This is a genomic window from Tatumella citrea, from assembly GCF_002163585.1.
Taxonomy (GTDB): Bacteria; Pseudomonadota; Gammaproteobacteria; order Enterobacterales; family Enterobacteriaceae; genus Tatumella; species Tatumella citrea.
In genome coordinates this window covers 3,123,088-3,142,049 of sequence record NZ_CP015579.1, presented here as the reverse complement: position 1 = coordinate 3,142,049, position 18,962 = coordinate 3,123,088, and the positions used below count along the sequence as shown (strand labels likewise).

The following is an 18,962-nucleotide window of genomic DNA, read 5'->3' as shown; positions in this document are numbered from 1 at the left end:
TCTGCCGTTGCCCGGAATTAGCGTTTCAGAGCTTCACTTAACTCATCACGCATTGATGCCAGGATTGCCCGCACTACGCGTGGGTTACCGGCAACAATATTCCCTGAGCTGATATAACCGTGGCCACCGGTAAAATCGGTGACCAGACCACCGGCTTCACGGACCAGCAGTTCACCGGCAGCAAAGTCCCATGGCTTCAGGCCAATTTCGAAGTAACCATCGGTACGTCCGGCAGCAACATAGGCCAGATCCAGTGCGGCAGAACCTGTGCGTCTGAAATCAGCACACTGAGTGAACAGTTTGGCAACTACGTTAATAAACGGAGCAGCATGTTGTTTAACTTTGAACGGGAATCCGGTAGCCAGAATAGTACCGTCCAGATCACGGGCAGAGCTCCCACGCAAACGGTAACCGTTTAACTGGGCGCCTTGTCCACGGGCTGCGCTGAACAGTTCGTTACGCATTGGATCGTAGACCACGGCAACTTCGGTGCGGCCTTTAATACGTACAGCGATTGAAACAGAGAAATGCGGGAAACGTTTAATGAAGTTGGTGGTGCCATCCAGTGGATCAATAACCCATTGAACATCCTTATCTTCACCTTCCAGTTCACCACTTTCTTCGGTGATGATGGTGTGCTGAGGGTAAGATTTACGAATCACCTCAATAATCAGGCGTTCCGCCTCGCGATCGACATTAGTCACAAAGTCGTTGCTGCCTTTCTGACTGGCTTCAACAGCATCAGGCGTTTCATAGTGTTTGGCGATTAAATTACCGGCCTTGCGCGCAGCGCGCACGGCGATGTTCAGCATCGGATGCATCAGTTATTCCCACTGGATGTTAAAGAACGAAAAAACGCGGAGAAGTATAGCAGCCTGTTCAGGTAATGTCTCTTTTTATGTTAGTATCCTTTCATCATTTTAAGAGCGGCCTCCAATTATGTTGCAGAATATTCGTATTGTCCTGGTGGAAACATCACACACCGGGAATATGGGCTCCGTTGCCCGTGCCATGAAGACTATGGGCCTCTCCAGCCTTTATCTGGTCAACCCTCTGATTAAGCCTGACTCTCAGGCAATTTCTCTTGCAGCCGGTGCCAGCGACTTAATCGGTGATGCCAGCATCGTTGATTCACTGGACGAAGCGATTTCCGGTTGTAGCCTGGTCGTCGGAACCAGCGCCCGTTCACGTTCACTGCCGTGGCCAATGCTCGATGCCAGAGAATGTGGAGTGAAAAGTGTTGAGGAAGGCCAGCAGGCTCCGGTGGCACTGGTATTTGGCCGTGAACGTGTCGGTCTGACCAACGAAGAACTGCAAAAATGTCACTACCATGTTGCTATCCCGGCCAATCCTGAATACAGCTCGTTAAATCTGGCAATGGCAGTACAGCTAATTGCTTACGAAGTGCGGATGGCATGGCTACAGGCTGAAGCCACTAAAACACCGGCGCCGGTGTATGCAGAATCTCCGTATCCACTGGTCGATGATCTGGAACGTTTTTATGTCCACCTCGAAAATATGATGCTGGACAGTGGTTTTGTGCGTAAAGACCAGCCAGGGCAGGTGATGAGCAAATTACGTCGCCTGTTCACCCGTGCCCGCCCGGAGCGCGATGAACTGAATATTCTGCGCGGGATGCTGTCGTCTTTCGAAAAGAAGGAACCGAAAAGCCGCGGGTAGTCCCGGAAAGCGGGCAGCACGTCCGGTTAAATACCTGAGTAATTTACCCGGTTAAATAGTTGACCATTTTACTCAGGAATGTCAGACTTACGTTTATCAACTTTATTAACACTCCGGTAACCGGATACTGATCGAGGTCGTATAACGATGAGACTGACATCCAAAGGACGTTATGCTGTCACTGCCATGCTGGATGTGGCACTTCATTCCAATGAAGGCCCGGTACCTCTGGCCGATATTTCTGAGCGTCAGGGTATTTCGCTCTCTTATCTTGAACAGCTGTTTTCCCGCCTGCGTAAAAATGGGCTGGTGGCCAGTGTCCGCGGACCTGGTGGTGGATATCTGCTGGGTAAAGATGCCGGCCAGATTGCCGTAGGAACAGTGATTACGGCAGTGGATGAGTCTGTCGATGCGACCCGTTGCCAGGGTAAAGAAGGCTGTCAGGGCGGTGAACGCTGCCTTACGCACGTATTGTGGCGTGATTTAAGTGACAGAATCAGTGAGTTTCTGAATAATATCACGCTGGCTGAATTAGTGAATAATCAGGAAATTCTTGAGGTAGCGGATCGTCAAAATAATGATAACCGACGTTTCCTTGACCCACGCCTGCAGTCAGCCATTGACGTCAAGCTGCGTGCTTACAACTAGAGACTATGGCGTTATTTGCCTGCGTAATATCTTCGCCATAATATAAATTATTAGCATTGAAGTGATGTACGGAGTTTAAGAGCAATGAAATTACCAATTTATCTGGATTACTCTGCAACCACGCCGGCTGATCCGCGTGTTGCAGAGAAGATGATGCAGTATCTGACTCTGGACGGGGTGTTTGGTAACCCCGCTTCCCGTTCACACCGTTTCGGCTGGCAGTCAGAGGAAGCGGTAGATATTGCACGTAATCAGATTGCAGACCTGGTCGGGGCTGATCCCCGCGAGATCGTGTTCACCTCTGGTGCGACCGAAGCTGATAACCTGGCAATTAAAGGTGCGGCTCAGTTCTATCAGAAAAAAGGTAAGCACATCATTACCTGTAAAACCGAACATAAAGCGGTGCTGGATACCTGCCGTCAGCTGGAAAGAGAAGGATTTGACGTCACTTATCTGACACCTCAGACCAACGGTATTATTGATCTGGCTGTCCTGCGGGATGCTATTCGTGAAGACACCATTCTGATTTCCATTATGCATGTTAATAATGAGATTGGTGTGGTTCAGGATATTGCCGCCATTGGTGAAATTTGTCGTGAACGCGGAATTATCTTCCACGTTGATGCTACCCAGAGCGTAGGTAAACTGCCTATCGATCTGAGTAAACTGAAAGTTGATTTAATGTCTTTCTCTGCGCATAAAATCTACGGACCTAAAGGTATCGGTGCATTGTATGTTCGCCGTAAACCGCGTGTTCGTCTGGAAGCGCAGATTCACGGTGGCGGTCATGAGCGCGGCATGCGTTCAGGCACCCTGGCAGTTCATCAGATTGTCGGTATGGGTGAAGCTTACCGTATCGCGAAAGAAGAGATGGATACCGAGATGGCTCGTCTGCGTCGTCTGCGTGACCGTCTGTGGAATGGTGTGAAAGACATGGAAGAGGTTTACCTGAATGGTGATCTCGAAAATGGCGCACCGAATATTGTCAACATCAGCTTTAACTACGTTGAAGGTGAGTCGCTGATTATGGCCCTGAAAGATCTGGCCGTATCTTCTGGTTCAGCCTGTACGTCTGCGAGTCTGGAGCCGTCTTATGTACTGCGCGCTCTGGGTATGAACGATGAACTGGCCCACAGCTCAATTCGTTTCTCTTTAGGACGTTTTACTACTGAAGAAGAAATCGACTATGCCATCAATCTGGTGCGCAATTCTATCGGCCGGCTGCGTGACCTTTCTCCGTTGTGGGAAATGTTTAAAGCAGGTATCGATTTGAACAGCATCGAATGGGCGCATCACTAACAGTCTTCAGGAGAATTTAAAATGGCTTACAGCGAAAAAGTAATTGATCACTACGAAAATCCCCGCAACGTGGGTTCTTTTGACAATGCTGACCCGACTATCGGTAGCGGCATGGTAGGTGCACCTGCCTGTGGTGACGTTATGAAACTGCAGATCAAAGTAAGTGATAACGGCATCATCGAAGATGCACGTTTCAAAACTTACGGTTGTGGTTCAGCTATCGCTTCCAGCTCACTGATCACCGAATGGGTGAAAGGTAAGTCTCTGGATGAAGCTCAGAGCATTTCTAACATGCAAATTGCTGAAGAACTGGAATTACCACCGGTAAAAATCCACTGTTCTATTCTGGCTGAAGATGCGATTAAAGCAGCGATTGCTGACTATAAGAGCAAAAAAACTGATAAGTAAGCGAGGGTGAGAGATGTCGATTTCCCTGAGCGATTCCGCTGCTGCGCGTGTCAGTAGTTTTCTGGCAAACCGTGGCTCAGGTTATGGGTTACGTTTAGGCGTAAGAACATCAGGCTGCTCTGGTATGGCCTATGTGCTCGAGTTTGTAGACGAACCACAGCCTGAAGACACTGTGTTTGAGCAGAAGGGCGTCAGAGTCGTTGTCGATGGCAAAAGCCTCGTTTATCTGGATGGCACAGAACTGGATTTTGTGAAGGAGGGCCTGAATGAAGGCTTTAAATTCAACAATCCGAACGTGAAAGATGAGTGCGGTTGCGGCGAGAGTTTCAACGTATAATTTCTGTGTCATACACTGAACATCTGCCCCAGCCTGCTGGGGCGTTTTTTTTATTTTTTTCTCAGATTCGGGCCGGTTATGAATTATTTTACCCTGTTTGATTTGCCAGAATCCTTTGATATTGATACCGCAGTACTGGCTGACAATTTCCAGACACTGCAACGTCAGTATCATCCTGACAAGTTTGCGACCTCTCCGGAAGCAGAACGGCTGAAAGCATTACAGCATGCGGCCTCGATCAATCAGGGCTATCAGGCCCTGCGCCAGCCACTCTCCCGGGCAGAATATCTGTTGTCTCTGCATGGGTTCGATATTAATAACGAACAGCACACTGTCCGTGATACGGCTTTTCTGATGGAGCAACTGGAGTTGCGTGAAGAGCTGGAAGGTATCGAACAGCAGAAAAACAGTGATGCACTGGCATCGTATTTCAGCCGCCTGAATGATATGGAACAGCAGCGCAGTCAGCAAATGCGCCAGTTATTTGCTCAGCAGCAATGGCCGGAAGCGGCGGATACCGTGCGTAAGCTACGATTTCTCTTCAGATTGCGCGTCGAAGCAGAGAAGCTGGAAGAGAAATTGCTGGATTTTTAAACGGGAAGCTCGTTATGGCGTTATTACAAATCAGTGAACCAGGGTTAAGTGCTGCACCTCATCAGCGTAAGCTGGCTGCAGGTATTGATCTTGGTACGACCCATTCTTTAGTGGCGACAGTTCGTAGCGGACAGGCAGAAACGCTGCCGGATGAGCTGGGGCGTCATTTGTTACCTTCAGTGGTGAACTACCGGCCGGGACAGTTGATTATCGGCTGGGATGCCCGTGCGCAGGCAGCCACTGATCCGCAACATACCTTTAGCTCGGTGAAGCGCCTGATAGGCCGTTCGCTGGCTGATATTCAGCAGCGCTATCCGCACCTTCCTTACCAGTTCAGGGCCAGTGAAAATGGCCTGCCGATGATGGAAACCCCCTCAGGTCTGATCAACCCGATTCAGGTGTCAGGAGATATTCTGACAGAACTGGCGGTCAGGGCCCGGGAATCTTTAGGCGGCGAACTGGACGGGGTGGTCATTACGGTACCGGCCTATTTTGATGACGCTCAGCGTCAGGGAACCAAAGATGCCGCACGTTTAGCCGGTCTTAATGTGCTACGACTGCTGAACGAACCGACGGCTGCCGCTGTTGCTTACGGGCTTGATTCCGGGCAGGAAGGCGTGATCGCGGTTTATGATTTAGGCGGCGGAACCTTTGACATCTCTATATTGCGTCTCAGCCGTGGAGTGTTTGAAGTTCTGGCTACCGGCGGAGATTCTGCGCTCGGTGGTGATGACTTCGATCAGCTGTTAGCCGAATGGATCTGCCGTGAAGCTGGTATTAGTGATCTGAGTGATCGCAAATTACAGCGACAGATCCTGGATATTGCTACCGCCACAAAAATTGCCCTTAGCGATAACGAGAGTACGTCTGTTGCAGTGGGAGACTGGCAGGGAACCATCAGCCGTGAACAGTTTACTGCGCTGATTGCTCCACTGGTCAAACGGACGCTAATCGCCTGCCGCCGCACCCTGAAAGATGCTGGTGTCAGCGTTGATGAAGTCAACGAAGTTGTTATGGTCGGTGGCTCGACAAGAACTCCGGCCGTTCGTGAGAGCGTGGGTGAGTTCTTTGCCCGTCAACCGCTGACCTCTATTGACCCCGATAAAGTGGTAGCATTAGGGGCTGCAATTCAGGCTGATATCCTGGTAGGTAATAAGCCTGACAGTGATATGTTGCTGCTGGATGTCATTCCATTGTCACTGGGACTAGAGACCATGGGCGGATTGACTGAAAAAGTGATTCCGCGCAATACCACAATTCCTGTGGCGCGCGCTCAGGAATTTACCACTTTTAAAGATGCTCAGACAGCAATGAGTATTCATGTGGTTCAGGGTGAACGCGAACTGGTCAGTGATTGCCGTTCGCTGGCACGGTTTGCTCTGCGCGGTCTGCCACCGCTGCCAGCAGGTGGTGCACACATCCGTGTCACTTTCCAGGTAGATGCTGATGGTCTGCTGAGCGTCACCGCGATGGAAAAGTCTACCGGTGTTGAAGCGTCTATTCAGGTAAAACCGTCTTACGGTCTGACTGAAAATGAGATAGCGACAATGATCACTGACTCAATGACATACGCACGTGATGATGTGGCAGCCCGGAAACTGGCAGAACAAAAAGTGGATGGCCTGCGAGTGCTGGAAAGCCTCGACGGTGCACTCAAAGAAGACAGTGCGTTACTTTCTGCAGAAGAACTGCAGCAAATCCGCGATGCACAGGACAGTCTGCGGGATGCTGTGGAAGGTAATGACGAGGCACAGATAGCTGCCGGAATTAAATTATTGGATCAAGTGACTCAGGAGTTTGCCGCACGCCGGATGGATAACTCAATTCGTCGGGCACTGACCGGACACTCTGTGGATGAGGTTTAAGAATGCCTAAAATTGTAATTTTACCCCATAAAGATCTGCTGCCTGAAGGCGGGGTCTATGATGCTGCACCTGGTGAAACTATCCTGGATGTTGCATTACGCAACGGGATCGAAGTTGAACATGCCTGTGAAAAATCATGTGCCTGTACCACCTGTCACTGCGTAGTTCGTGAAGGATTCGACTCGCTGGCTGAAAGCACCGATGATGAAGATGATATGCTGGATAAAGCCTGGGGGCTTGAACCAGACAGTCGTCTGAGTTGCCAGGCGCGCGTTGCCGATGAAGATTTAGTCGTGGAATTCCCGCGTTATACCCTGAACCACGCACGCGAACATTAATTTATATTCCCTTTGGGCCGGAGATTTCCGGCCTTTTTTGTGTCTGAGGAAGCAAAATGTCAATTAAATGGACCGACAGCCGTACCATCGGCGAAGCACTTTACGATCTCTATCCGGATACTGACCCGAAAACAGTCCGGTTTACCGACTTACACCAATGGGTTTGTGAACTGGAAGGTTTTGATGATAATCCTGAAGCTTCTAATGAAAAAATCCTCGAAGCAATTCTGTTAGTCTGGATGGATGAGTACGAATAACGATTAAGGAGTGATTTCATGACCACACAAATTATGCAGATCAGACTCAGCCAGCAGGCCGCAGATGCCCGTTGGGGAGAAAAAGCCATTATTTCCAGCGCTGATCAGGGGATGACTATTCACCTTTCTTCAGGGAATGAGTTACAGGTTATCCAGCGTGCTGCACACAGAATTGATGGTCAGGGGATCCGTTCGGTTGAACTGACCGGAGAACACTGGGATCTCGAACGCTGCTGGGCATTCTGGCAGGGTTTCCGTTCGCCTAAAGGCCATCGTGAAGTTCAGTGGCCGGCGTTGAGTGACAGTGATAAACAGGAATTCCAGAACCGGCTAAAAATCGTTGACTGGGTTCGTGATGTTATTAACTTGCCTGCAGAAGAGCTGGGGCCGGAAGAACTGGCTGGTGCTGCTATTGATCTGTTGACCGGGCTGGGTGGTGATGCAGTGAAGTATCGCATCACCAAGGGCGAAGATCTGCGGGAGCAAGGCTACAACGGATTACATATTGTCGGCCGTGGTTCTACCCGACCTCCGGTATTGCTGACACTTGATTTCAACCCGGCAGGTGATGAAGCCGAACCGGTAGATATCAGCCTGGTGGGGAAAGGGATTACTTTCGATACCGGCGGTTACAGCCTGAAAGGCAGTAACTTTATGGATTCGATGAAATCGGATATGGGTGGTGCTGCCACTCTGACCGGGGCACTGGCTTTGGCAATTAGTCGTGGTTTGAATAAACGCGTGAAGCTAATCCTCTGCTGTGCCGATAATATGGTCAGTGGTGGTGCGTTACGACTGGGTGATATTATTCGTTATCGTAACGGTAAATCAGTAGAAGTCATGAATACCGATGCTGAAGGTCGGCTGGTGCTTGCTGATGGGCTGATTGACGCCAGTGCACAAAAACCACGTTTGTTGATTGACGCTGCAACGCTCACCGGTGCTGCTAAAACTGCACTGGGTAATGATTATCATGCGTTGTTTAGCTTTGATGACCAACTGGCCGCTAAACTGATGAGCAGCGCAGAAGCCGAAGGTGAACAGTTCTGGCGTTTACCGCTGGCTGAATTCCACCGTCAGCATCTGCCATCAAACTTTGCTGATCTGAACAACATTGCCAGCGCGGCACATTCTGCCGGAGCAAGCAGTGCGGCGGCTTTCCTCTCCTGGTTTGTCGAAGATTACCAGCAAGGCTGGCTGCATATTGACTGTTCTGCCACTTACCGTAAAAGTGCCGTTGACCAGTGGTCAGCCGGTGCGACAGGGCTGGGTGTGCGTACTCTGGCTAATTTGTTACTCAAATAATTTAGCAGGCAGTTATTTTTGGGCAGACCCTGGTCTGCCCTTGTTTTTCGGGCAGGTCACAAATGCAGACATCACTTGAAGATCTACTGAGTAAAGCGGCTACTGAGCCGGCTCACCGTCCTGAGTTTTTTCAGCGACTGTTGGAATCTGAAGTCTGGACTGCCGGCAGTCAGTCTGCCGGTGAGACAGAAAACAGTGCCAGTTACTCGCTGGAACACTGGGAAAAAGATGACGGGCAGTCAGTTATCCCGTTCTTTACTTCGGAAGCAGCGTTTATCGAAGCTGCAGGTGAAAACAAGCCGCGACTGAAACTGAGCGCCAGGGCATTGTTTGAAATGACCAGCGGCGAAACACTGTTCCTGAATCCAAAGCTCAGCAGTGGTAAAGAGTTTACTGCGGCTGAAATTCGCGCTCTGCTCAGTGGGGCAGGGAATGCACTCAGCGAGTTCAGTGTTCCGGACCACGGGCAAACCTTGTTGCTGTCGGCAGTAGAACAGCCTCCGGCTCAGCTGGTTTCGTCGTTAAAGCAGTTGTTTGGCAAATACAAACCGGTACGCAGAGCATTTCTTGCCTGGTGTCGTGAAAGTGCTGAGCAGGAAGGTAATCTGTTGATTGGTATTGAAGCGAGTGCTGATCTGCAGGAGATTATTCAGGCGGCCGGGCATGTTGCGATAGATACTTTGCCGGATGATGCACTAATTGATTTTTGTGAAGTGAATGAGCAGGCGTCGGGTGTCAGTCACTTCTTCACCGCCCATATTGAACCCTTTTACCAGCGTCCGCACGGCAGTTTTCTGCGCGGGCTGGATTTGAAAGGCGGACAGCGTATTCTGTAATGTCTCCGGGGGATACTCCCCCGGAACATTGATGTTATAGCACGCCCGGCAAATCGTCGCGGCTTCCCCATTCTCCCCAGGAACCGTCATATAGCGTGGCATCGTTATTTCCCAACTGAGCCAGTGCTGCTAACACGACCACGGCGGTAACTCCGGAACCACAACTGGCGATTACCGGTTGGCTGACGTCCACTCCGGCGGCACGGAATACCTCACGTAACTGCTCATCCTCAAGTAACCGGCCATCGGTAACCAGCGTATTCCACGGCACATTCAGGCTACCTGGAATATGACCACGCTTCAGGCCAGGGCGGGGCTCATCTACTTCGGCATTAAAACGGGCCGCAGAACGGGCATCAATAATCTGAGCTCCCCCTTCATGACTGGTCAGCAGGACATCATTTAACCGTTTAACCTGCCCCGGCTGAGGATGGGCGTCGAAATTCCCATCCTCCAGTGACGGATTCCCCGTTTCTGTTGGTAATCCTGCCGCTTTCCAGGCCTGCAATCCGCCAGCCAGAATAGAGACTTGTGCCACACCGAAATGACGTAACATCCACCAGGCCCGTGGAGCAGAGAACAGATTACCTTCATCGTAAACTATCAGATGCTTATCACTGTCGACCCCCAGTTCGCGCATAGCGACTGCAAAAGCCTCAGGCCGTGGCAACATATGTGGGAAGGGACTGCTATGGTCTGACAACGCTTCAATATCAAAGAAGGGCGCACCAGGCAGATGCCCGGCCAGATATTCATTGGTGATATTGCGGGTCAGTTCCTGACCCGGAGGTAGCATTCTGGCATCGAGAATTTGTAGCTGTTCATCGTTCTGATGCCCGGACAGCCAGTCGGTAGTGACAAAAAGTGCCGGATTCATAGCCTCTCCTGTGCAATTGCTTTTTTTGAGTGTCGGTGATTTTACCAGCCAGCTCAAGATCTCACGGTGAAAAAAGGTGGCATTGCTGTGTTCAGCACGTCAGCTTCAGAGACAGACTCCGGTTAACGGTAAAAGCGAAAATGGTCATGAATTGCTCACCATTTTGCGATTCTGCGGCCCGTCTCAGGATTTTTTCAAAAAAAATGCGATTTACCGTAGGCAATGGCGGCGCAGACCCCTATAATTTGCGCCGTTTCTTCGCCGGAATGGTTATTTCGTACACTGTTTTCAGTCGGCTTTAACCGTTCGGGTGATTTATTGTGGAAGTTCAGACTGAGGTCAAAATGACAATCGAACGTACGTTTTCTATTATCAAGCCAAACGCAGTTGCTAAAAACGTGATTGGTGCTATCTATAACCGTTTTGAAAGCGCTGGCTTCAAAATTGTTGCTGCAAAAATGCTGCACCTGACCAAAGAACAGGCTGAAGGTTTCTATGCAGAACACAAAGGCCGTCCTTTCTTTGATGGTCTGGTAGAATTCATGACTTCAGGTCCGGTTGTTGTTTCTGTTCTGGAAGGCGAAAATGCCGTTCAGCGTCACCGTGACCTGATGGGTGCAACTAACCCTGATAACGCTCTGGCGGGTACTTTACGCGCCGACTACGCTGACAGCTTCACTGAAAACGCAACTCACGGTTCTGATTCTCAGGAATCAGCGGCACGTGAAATTGCTTACTTCTTCGCTGAAGGTGAAGTTTGCCCGCGTACCCGTTAATCTGTCCCTGCGGGCAGTCACTGTAAATAAACAGTGACAAAATAGTCAGTAAACGGGGCGACCCTGAATGGCATCCCGCAACAGATAATGTACAATGAGCACCCCTGCAGATCGTTCTGCAGGGGTGTTCCTTTTTAACTGTCTACCTATAACCGTGCCATAACGTGTAACAACGAGGCCAGAGATTATTATGTCCGAACCTGCAGCAACTCCTGTATCCGTCACGCCTGTCGCCGCGTCGCCAAAAGCCAAAATCAATCTGCTGGATTTAAACCGCCAGCAAATGCGTGAATTTTTCCTTCAGCTCGGGGAAAAACCGTTTCGTGCCGATCAGGTCATGAAGTGGATTTATCACTATTGCAGTGATGACTTTGAGCAAATGACCGACATTAATAAAGTCCTGCGGCAGAAACTGAGCCAGGTGGCCGAAATTCGTGCGCCGGAAGTCGCTGAAGAGATGCGTTCTTCTGATGGCACTATCAAGTGGGCTATCCGTGTCGGTGATCAGTTAGTTGAAACGGTGTATATCCCTGAAAATGATCGCGCGACCCTGTGTGTTTCATCTCAGGTGGGTTGTGCGCTGGAGTGTAAATTCTGTTCCACTGCGCAACAGGGCTTTAACCGTAACCTGCGGGTTTCTGAAATTATCGGTCAGGTCTGGCGTGCCGCCAAAATCATCGGTGCTGCCAAAGTGACTGGTCAGCGTCCTATCACCAATGTGGTGATGATGGGGATGGGTGAACCACTGCTGAACCTGAACAATGTGGTTCCGGCGATGGAGATCATGCTGGATGATTTCGGATTTGGTCTGTCAAAACGTCGTGTGACGCTTTCAACATCGGGTGTTGTCCCGGCGCTGGATAAGCTGGGAGATATGATAGATGTTGCGCTGGCAATTTCTCTGCATGCCCCGAACGACGCACTGCGTGACGATATCGTACCGATCAACAAAAAATACAATATCGAAACTTTCCTGCAGTCGGTAAAACGCTATATGGAAAAATCGAACGCCAACCAGGGGCGTGTGACTGTTGAATATGTTCTGTTAGATCATGTGAATGACAGTACGGATCATGCACACCAACTGGCGGAAGTCCTGAAAAATACCCCATGCAAAATTAACCTGATTCCATGGAACCCCTTCCCGGGAGCGCCTTACGGCCGGAGTTCTAACAGCCGGGTTGACCGTTTTTCTAAAGTGCTGATGGATTATGGCTTTACCACCATCGTACGTAAAACCCGTGGTGATGATATTGATGCTGCCTGTGGACAATTGGCCGGGGATGTTATCGACCGGACTAAACGTACCATGCGCAAAAAAGCGGCAGGTGAAGAAATCTCTGTGAAGGCTGTCTAAGCTTAAGCAATCAGGGCATTCCCTCCTTTTCCATACTGTGTGAGTCTTCCTGCTCCCCGGACAGAGCAGGAGACAAAGGATGTCGCAACAGATATGTATAATTTACGTGGTGGTAGTGTTACTGGCCGTCAGTGGTTGTAGTAGTTTGCGCCCACGGCATGCATCAGAAGCGCGTTTACAACTGGGGCTGCACTCTCTTATGGCCAGGGACTACGCTGCTGCCGAACGCCATTTGCAGCGTGCCCGGCAGAATGCTCCTGAAGATTACCGGCCGGTTTTAGGGCTGGCCCGGCTTTATCAGACCCGGGGGCATGATGATATGGCCAGAGTCTGTTACACTCAGGCAGAGAAAATGGCACCGGAAAATGGCTATGTGCTTAATAATTACGGTGCGTTTCTCTGTGCTTTAAGGCAGTATGATAAAGCCCGGACCCGATTTACGCGGGCAATGCGGGCAACAGAAACCGGCAGCAGGACTCAGGCTCTGCTATCCTCAGGATTCTGTTTGCTGGATGCAGGAAAAACTGCCCCGGCGGCTGAAAGGTTGATTACCGCTATCAGGGCTGACAGTACTGCTGCAGCCAAAATACTGACAGAGGCCCGACAGCGGCTGGAGCAACTGAAGTACGCAGATACGCGTTTTTTGGCAGATATTTATCACCAGCAACGTTCTGCCAGTGCAGAAAGTTTATGGTTAGAGATTCTTTACGCCGCGCGACAAAAGGCCACCGGTGATGTGAAACGTTTTGGTGACCAGTTAGCGCGGAATTATCCACTTTCGATACAGTACCAGCGTTATTTAGCTAATGAATACTGAAGCCACCCAAGAAAAATCTGCAGTCCAGTCCACAGGTGAACGCCTGCGTATAGCCCGTGAATCCAAAGGGCTGACGCAGCAGAATGTTGCAGAACGTCTTTGCCTGAAAGTGTCCACGGTACGCGATATCGAGGAGGATAAGTCACCGGCTGATCTCGCGGCGACCTTCTTACGCGGATATATCCGCTCTTATGCCCGTCTGGTCAACGTGCCGGAAGATGACATTTTGCCAATGCTTTCGAAGCAGGCACCGGTACGTTCAGCCAAAATAACCCCAATGCACAATATCTCACTGGGTAGCAGCAGCAGGCGTAAAAAGCGCGATGGTATGCTGACAACCTTTACTGTGCTGGTTATCCTGGTGGTTATTGGCCTGACTGTGGCATGGTGGTGGCAGAACCACAAAGCATCCCAGGCGGATATGGCCGCGATGACCAATTCTGCTACCGATAATTCTGCCAGTGGCAATGAACAGTCTATCCCGTTATCTACCGGTGATGCTGACAGTACTCCGACTGATAATAACTCAGCACCAGTTGCTACCGATACTACTCCGGCAACTGCTGGCTCTGTCCCGGCAGCTTCTGCCAGTAACACGACCACGCAACCAACAGAGCAGCCTGCGGCCGTTTCTCCGTCCCAGACTTCACTGCCTGCCGCTGGTAACACAGCAGACCAGACTTCAGCAACTACAGGTACTCCGGCAACAGCTGACAGCCAGACTGCTCCTGCTGCTGCAACTCCTGCACCGGTCAGCCCTGATGCAGTGGTGATGAATTTTAATGCGGACTGCTGGCTGGAAGTTACTGATGCCACAGGTAAAAAGCTGTTCAGTGGTTTGCAGCACAAAGGTGGAATGCTTAACCTGAGTGGTAAAACCCCATACCGGTTAAAAATTGGCGCACCAGCGGCTGTCTCTGTTCAGTTCCGTGGTCAGCCAGTAGATTTAAGTCGTTTTATTCGTACAAACCAGGTCGCCCGCCTGACGATTGGTGCACAGTAACGTGCCGTCTCAAGGGACTTGTGGAGAAAAAATATGCATAACCAGGCTCCAATAAACCGCCGTAAATCCACCCGGATTTATGTTGGTAAGGTGCCAGTCGGCGACGGAGCGCCTATTGCCGTCCAGTCGATGACGAATACCCGGACTACAGATGTTGACGCAACCGTTGCACAAATTAAAGCGCTGGAACGGGTAGGGGCAGATATTGTTCGTGTGTCTGTACCTACGATGGATGCGGCCGAAGCTTTCAGGCTGATTAAACAGCGCGTCAGCGTACCGCTGGTGGCTGACATTCATTTTGACTACCGGATAGCCCTGAAAGTCGCAGAATACGGGGTGGACTGTTTACGAATCAACCCCGGTAATATCGGTAATAATGAGCGTATCCGCCAGGTTGTGGATTGTGCTCGTGACTACAACATTCCAATTCGTATCGGAGTGAATGCAGGTTCTCTGGAAAAAGATCTGCAGGAAAAATATGGTGAACCTACCCCTCAGGCACTGCTGGAATCAGCGATGCGCCATGTGGATCACCTGGATCGGCTGAACTTCGACCAGTTCAAAGTCAGTGTTAAAGCTTCTGATGTGTTCCTCGCCGTTGAATCCTATCGTCTGCTGGCTAAACAGATTGATCAGCCACTGCATCTGGGGATCACCGAAGCCGGTGGCGCCCGTGCGGGCTCGGTAAAATCTGCCATTGGCCTGGGCCTGCTGTTATCGGAAGGGATTGGCGATACCCTGCGTATCTCACTGGCGGCCGACCCGGTTGAAGAAATCAAAGTAGGTTTTGATATTCTTAAATCACTGCGTATTCGCGCACGTGGTATCAACTTTATTGCCTGCCCAACCTGTTCCCGTCAGGAATTCGATGTCATTGGTACGGTGAATGCGCTGGAACAGCGTCTTGAAGACATCATTACCCCAATGGATGTGTCGATCATCGGTTGTGTAGTGAACGGTCCGGGAGAAGCGACAGTTTCCACGCTGGGTGTGACCGGCGGCAGTAAAAAAAGCGGTTTCTACGAAGACGGAGTCCGTCAACGTGAACGGCTGGATAATACTGATATGATTGAACAGCTTGAAGCACGAATTCGCGCTAAAGCTTCGATGCTGGATGAAAATCACCGGATCGATGTTCGTCAGGTTGAGAAATAAGGGAGATGCATTCCGTGAGTGGGTGCATTGTTTAACGATTGCTCCTGTGCGGTATCTGCCTCATAAGGTATGATGCCGGACAGGTTTTTTGTTTTAAGAGATTTTGACGTGGCGAAGAATATTCAGGCTATCCGCGGAATGAACGATTATCTGCCAGCAGATACCGCACTTTGGCAACGAATTGAGCAGGTCCTGAAACAGGTTCTGGCAGGCTATGGCTTCAGCGAGATCCGCCTGCCGATAGTCGAACAAACTCCTCTTTTTAAGCGCGCCATCGGCGAAGTGACCGATGTGGTTGAAAAAGAGATGTACACTTTTGATGATCGTAATGGCGACAGCCTGACGCTGCGTCCTGAAGGGACTGCGGGTTGTGTGCGTGCCGGTATTGAACACGGCCTGTTATACAATCAGGAACAGCGTTTATGGTACATCGGACCGATGTTCCGCTATGAGCGTCCGCAAAAAGGCCGTTATCGTCAGTTTCACCAGATTGGCGCTGAAGTATTTGGTCTGAACGGGCCGGATGTTGATGCTGAATTGATCATGATGACCGCCCGCTGGTGGAAAGCCCTGGGGATTGCGGAACATGTTCGCCTGGAACTGAACTCTATTGGTTCATTAGAAGCCCGTGCAAATTATCGTGACGCACTGGTGGCATTCCTCGAGCAGCATAAAGATGCACTCGATGATGACTGTAAGCGCCGGATGTATACCAATCCGTTACGTGTTCTGGACAGCAAAAACCAGGATATCCAGCAACTGCTGAATGATGCTCCGCAGTTAGGTGATTACCTGGATGATGAATCGCGCGAACATTTTACTGGTCTGTGCAGCCTGCTGGACGATATGGGGATCAGCTATACCGTGAACCAGCGCCTGGTGCGTGGTCTGGATTATTATAACCGTACAGTGTTTGAATGGGTTACCAATAGCCTGGGCTCTCAGGGCACGGTTTGTGCCGGCGGTCGTTATGACGGGCTGGTGGAACAACTGGGTGGCAGGGCAACTCCGGCGGTCGGTTTTGCGATGGGTCTGGAACGGCTGGTACTTTTAGTTCAGGCAGTTAACCCGGAATTTGAACCGACCCGTAAAGTCGATGTCTATGTTATCGCTTCCGGTGCCGGCGTACAGTCAGCTGCCATGCAGTTGGCCGAAAGCCTGCGTGATGCCATTCCGGAAATTAAACTGATGACCAATTTTGGTGGTGGTAACTTCAAAAAACAATTCGCCCGTGCAGACAAGTGGGGTGCCCGTCTGGCCCTGGTACTGGGTGAAGATGAAGTTAAAAACAACCAGGTTGTCATCAAAGATCTGCGTTCCGGCGACCAGCAAACGGTAACCCGGGATGACATATCCGGAGTATTGCTGTCTGCGTTACAGTAACTGACGGATATTATTAAGCTTTTACAGGAGTAGGATTGCGTGGAAGTTTACAGCAATGAACATGAGCAGACTGATGCTCTCAAACATTTCTTTGCCAATAATGGTAAAGCTCTGGCCGCTGGAATAGTGATTGGTCTCGTTGCTCTGGGTGGCTGGCGCTATTGGGTCAGCCATCAGGAAAATACTGCTCTGGAAAACTCTGCCCGCTACCAGCAACTGACAGAGGCAATGAAGGCTGATAAACCTGAAACACTGGATGCTGTTTCAGCTTTCGTGAGTCAGACTCATGGTTCTTACGGCGCATTAGCGGCGATGGATTTGGCGAAAGTCTATGTTGATGCGGGGCAGACTGATAAAGCGGCTCTGCAGCTTCAGCAGGGAATCAAAGATACTGAAGATGCTAATCTCCAGGCGGTGATGAGTCTTCGCCTGGCACGTTTGCAGTTACAGCAGAAGCAGGCTGATGATGCTCTGAAAACCCTGGATAATGTGAAAGGGGACAGCTGGACGGCGATGGCAGCAGATGTTCGCGGTGATGCTTTGCTGAGTAAAGGCGATACCCAGGGTGCCCGTGCAGCCTGGAGTAAAGGTATTGATTCTAATGCTTCACCTGCACTGAAACAGATGATGCAGATGAAATTGAATAATTTAAGCTAAGACTGTAAAGAGAGAGCGCATGGAATTACGTAAATACCTGCTGCCGGGACTGTTTTCAGTCACTTTGCTCAGCGGTTGTTCGCTATTCAGTGGCGAAGAAGATGCAGTTAAAATGTCTCCACTGCCTACAGTGGTGAATCAGTTCAATCCGACTCAGGTCTGGGATAAGTCGGTCGGCGACGGAGTGGGTGATTTTTACTCTAATCTGCATCCGGCATGGCAGGACAATGTTGTTTATGCGGCCGACCGCTTTGGTATCGTAGAAGCACTGGATGCGGATACCGGTAAGGAAAAATGGAAAGTCGATCTTTCTACCAAAACCGGCTTCTTCTCTTCAAACCTCTCCGCAATGCTGTCTGGCGGGATCACCGTACAGGGTGATTTGCTGTATATCGGCAGTGAGCACGGTGAAGTGTTTGCGCTGAATACTAAAGACGGTTCAGTTGCCTGGCACACCCAGGTTTCCGGTGAAGCGGTATCACATCCGGTAGTCAGTGACGGTCTGGTGCTGATCCATACCAGTAATGGTATTCTGCAGGCATTAGATCAGACGACTGGTGCCAGCAAGTGGGTGGTCAACCTGGATATCCCGGCACTCTCTCTGCGTGGTGAATCTGCCCCGGCAGTCGCTTTTGGCGGAGCCATTGTTGGTGGTGATAACGGCCGCGTCAGTGCTGTTATCATGAACCAGGGTCAGATGATCTGGCAGCAACGTATTTCTCAGCCAAGCGGCGCTACAGAGATTGATCGTCTGAGTGATGTTGATACGACTCCGGTGATTGTGAACGGTGTAGTTTATGTGCTGGCTTATAACGGTGATTTATCAGCACTGGATCTGCGTTCAGGCCAGATTCAGTGGAAACGTGATATTGGCGGCGTGAAAAACCTGCTGGTAGATAATGGCCGGATTTACCTGGTCGATCAGGATGACCGTGTAGATGCTGTTAATGCTGATGGCGGAGTTGAAATCTGGCGTCAGAGTGGTCTGCTGCACCGTAATCTGACCTCACCAGTACTGTTTGACGGTTACCTGGTGGTTGGTGATGGTGAAGGTTATCTGCACTGGATGAACACTCAGGATGGTCGCTTTGTTGCTCAGCAAAAAGTGGACAAATCAGGCTTCCAGACTCAGCCAATCGTTGCCGGTGATAAACTGATTATCCAGGCGAAGAAAGGCGAGGTTTACGCCTTTAAACGCTGAGTTACCGGCAAAAGTACGGGTTAAAATGACCTGCTAATGACGGCTCCTGTGATACAGGGGCCGTTTCGTTTTTCTTCGGCCTGTAGATTTTCTGGTGAATAGCCTGAACTCTGCACAACTAATCGTTATAATCATCCGATTCGGTCGAAATATTTTTTGTAATGAGGCT

At 50.3% G+C, this 18,962-nt stretch carries 21 protein-coding genes; 19 read left to right on the top strand and 2 right to left on the bottom strand.

The window, feature by feature from the left end; all coding sequences use genetic code 11:
* Window positions 1-17: 17 nt before the first annotated feature.
* Entirely contained in the window at window positions 18-821 is an 804-nt protein-coding gene (suhB, locus tag A7K98_RS15040; protein ID WP_087489297.1) for an inositol-1-monophosphatase, read from the bottom strand.
* 118 nt (window positions 822-939) lie between these two features.
* Between suhB and trmJ the strand changes: the two genes are divergently transcribed.
* The 11 genes from trmJ to sseB all read left to right on the top strand — a co-directional run bounded on the left by trmJ (window position 940) and on the right by sseB (window position 9,567).
* Complete coding sequence (gene trmJ / locus A7K98_RS15035; RefSeq protein ID WP_087489296.1) at window positions 940-1,680, top strand: tRNA (cytosine(32)/uridine(32)-2'-O)-methyltransferase TrmJ; 741 nt, start codon at window positions 940-942, stop codon at window positions 1,678-1,680.
* Window positions 1,681-1,827: 147 nt separating this feature from the next.
* Window positions 1,828-2,328, top strand: coding sequence for a Fe-S cluster assembly transcriptional regulator IscR (gene iscR, locus A7K98_RS15030; protein WP_087489295.1), 501 nt, complete (start codon window positions 1,828-1,830; stop codon window positions 2,326-2,328).
* Between the two features lie 84 nt (window positions 2,329-2,412).
* Window positions 2,413-3,627, top strand: coding sequence for an IscS subfamily cysteine desulfurase (locus A7K98_RS15025; protein ID WP_087489294.1), 1,215 nt, complete (start codon window positions 2,413-2,415; stop codon window positions 3,625-3,627).
* Window positions 3,628-3,648: 21 nt separating this feature from the next.
* Window positions 3,649-4,035, top strand: coding sequence for a Fe-S cluster assembly scaffold IscU (gene iscU, locus A7K98_RS15020; RefSeq protein ID WP_038022194.1), 387 nt, complete (start codon window positions 3,649-3,651; stop codon window positions 4,033-4,035).
* A 13-nt stretch (window positions 4,036-4,048) separates the two neighbouring features.
* Window positions 4,049-4,372, top strand: a complete 324-nt coding sequence (iscA, locus tag A7K98_RS15015; RefSeq protein WP_038022191.1) for an iron-sulfur cluster assembly protein IscA — start codon at window positions 4,049-4,051, stop codon at window positions 4,370-4,372.
* A 78-nt stretch (window positions 4,373-4,450) separates the two neighbouring features.
* The gene (gene hscB / locus A7K98_RS15010) at window positions 4,451-4,966 is read left to right on the top strand and encodes a co-chaperone HscB (protein ID WP_087489293.1); all 516 of its coding nucleotides are present in this window, start codon (window positions 4,451-4,453) and stop codon (window positions 4,964-4,966) included.
* 14 nt (window positions 4,967-4,980) lie between these two features.
* Window positions 4,981-6,831 (top strand): Fe-S protein assembly chaperone HscA, encoded by a 1,851-nt coding sequence (gene hscA, locus A7K98_RS15005; RefSeq protein WP_087489292.1) that lies wholly within the window; start codon window positions 4,981-4,983, stop codon window positions 6,829-6,831.
* 2 nt (window positions 6,832-6,833) lie between these two features.
* Window positions 6,834-7,169 carry an ISC system 2Fe-2S type ferredoxin gene (fdx, locus tag A7K98_RS15000; protein WP_087489291.1) on the top strand — a complete coding sequence of 112 codons (336 nt, stop codon included), beginning with the start codon at window positions 6,834-6,836 and terminating at the stop codon, window positions 7,167-7,169.
* A gap of 56 nt (window positions 7,170-7,225) precedes the next feature.
* On the top strand, window positions 7,226-7,426 hold the full coding sequence (gene iscX / locus A7K98_RS14995; RefSeq protein ID WP_087489290.1) for a Fe-S cluster assembly protein IscX: 201 nt from the start codon (window positions 7,226-7,228) through the stop codon (window positions 7,424-7,426).
* Between the two features lie 18 nt (window positions 7,427-7,444).
* Window positions 7,445-8,731, top strand: a complete 1,287-nt coding sequence (pepB, locus tag A7K98_RS14990) for an aminopeptidase PepB (protein ID WP_087489289.1) — start codon at window positions 7,445-7,447, stop codon at window positions 8,729-8,731.
* Window positions 8,732-8,793: 62 nt separating this feature from the next.
* Window positions 8,794-9,567: an enhanced serine sensitivity protein SseB gene (gene sseB, locus A7K98_RS14985; RefSeq protein ID WP_087489288.1), complete on the top strand. Its 774-nt coding sequence runs from the start codon at window positions 8,794-8,796 to the stop codon at window positions 9,565-9,567.
* A gap of 34 nt (window positions 9,568-9,601) precedes the next feature.
* Here the strand turns inward: sseB and sseA are convergent, their stop codons facing one another.
* A complete protein-coding gene (gene sseA, locus A7K98_RS14980) occupies window positions 9,602-10,444 on the bottom strand; it encodes a 3-mercaptopyruvate sulfurtransferase (RefSeq protein ID WP_087489287.1) in 843 nt (280 codons plus the stop codon).
* Between the two features lie 344 nt (window positions 10,445-10,788).
* On the opposite strand from sseA, the gene ndk reads away from it, so the two are divergent.
* The 8 genes from ndk to bamB all read left to right on the top strand — a co-directional run bounded on the left by ndk (window position 10,789) and on the right by bamB (window position 18,793).
* Window positions 10,789-11,220 carry a nucleoside-diphosphate kinase gene (gene ndk, locus A7K98_RS14975; RefSeq protein ID WP_038022177.1) on the top strand — a complete coding sequence of 144 codons (432 nt, stop codon included), beginning with the start codon at window positions 10,789-10,791 and terminating at the stop codon, window positions 11,218-11,220.
* 190 nt (window positions 11,221-11,410) lie between these two features.
* Entirely contained in the window at window positions 11,411-12,577 is a 1,167-nt protein-coding gene (locus A7K98_RS14970; RefSeq protein WP_087489286.1) for a bifunctional tRNA (adenosine(37)-C2)-methyltransferase TrmG/ribosomal RNA large subunit methyltransferase RlmN, read from the top strand.
* Window positions 12,578-12,656: 79 nt separating this feature from the next.
* Window positions 12,657-13,394: a tetratricopeptide repeat protein gene (locus A7K98_RS14965; RefSeq protein ID WP_087489285.1), complete on the top strand. Its 738-nt coding sequence runs from the start codon at window positions 12,657-12,659 to the stop codon at window positions 13,392-13,394.
* Window positions 13,384-14,397: a cytoskeleton protein RodZ gene (rodZ, locus tag A7K98_RS14960; protein WP_087489284.1), complete on the top strand. Its 1,014-nt coding sequence runs from the start codon at window positions 13,384-13,386 to the stop codon at window positions 14,395-14,397. The genes A7K98_RS14965 and rodZ overlap by 11 nt, the downstream gene beginning before the upstream one ends.
* A gap of 33 nt (window positions 14,398-14,430) precedes the next feature.
* The gene (ispG, locus tag A7K98_RS14955) at window positions 14,431-15,552 is read left to right on the top strand and encodes a flavodoxin-dependent (E)-4-hydroxy-3-methylbut-2-enyl-diphosphate synthase (protein WP_087489283.1); all 1,122 of its coding nucleotides are present in this window, start codon (window positions 14,431-14,433) and stop codon (window positions 15,550-15,552) included.
* A 108-nt stretch (window positions 15,553-15,660) separates the two neighbouring features.
* A complete protein-coding gene (gene hisS / locus A7K98_RS14950; RefSeq protein WP_087490532.1) occupies window positions 15,661-16,935 on the top strand; it encodes a histidine--tRNA ligase in 1,275 nt (424 codons plus the stop codon).
* A gap of 39 nt (window positions 16,936-16,974) precedes the next feature.
* Window positions 16,975-17,592, top strand: coding sequence for a YfgM family protein (locus tag A7K98_RS14945; RefSeq protein WP_087489282.1), 618 nt, complete (start codon window positions 16,975-16,977; stop codon window positions 17,590-17,592).
* Between the two features lie 19 nt (window positions 17,593-17,611).
* Complete coding sequence (gene bamB, locus A7K98_RS14940) at window positions 17,612-18,793, top strand: outer membrane protein assembly factor BamB (RefSeq protein WP_087489281.1); 1,182 nt, start codon at window positions 17,612-17,614, stop codon at window positions 18,791-18,793.
* Window positions 18,794-18,962: the final 169 nt, after the last annotated feature.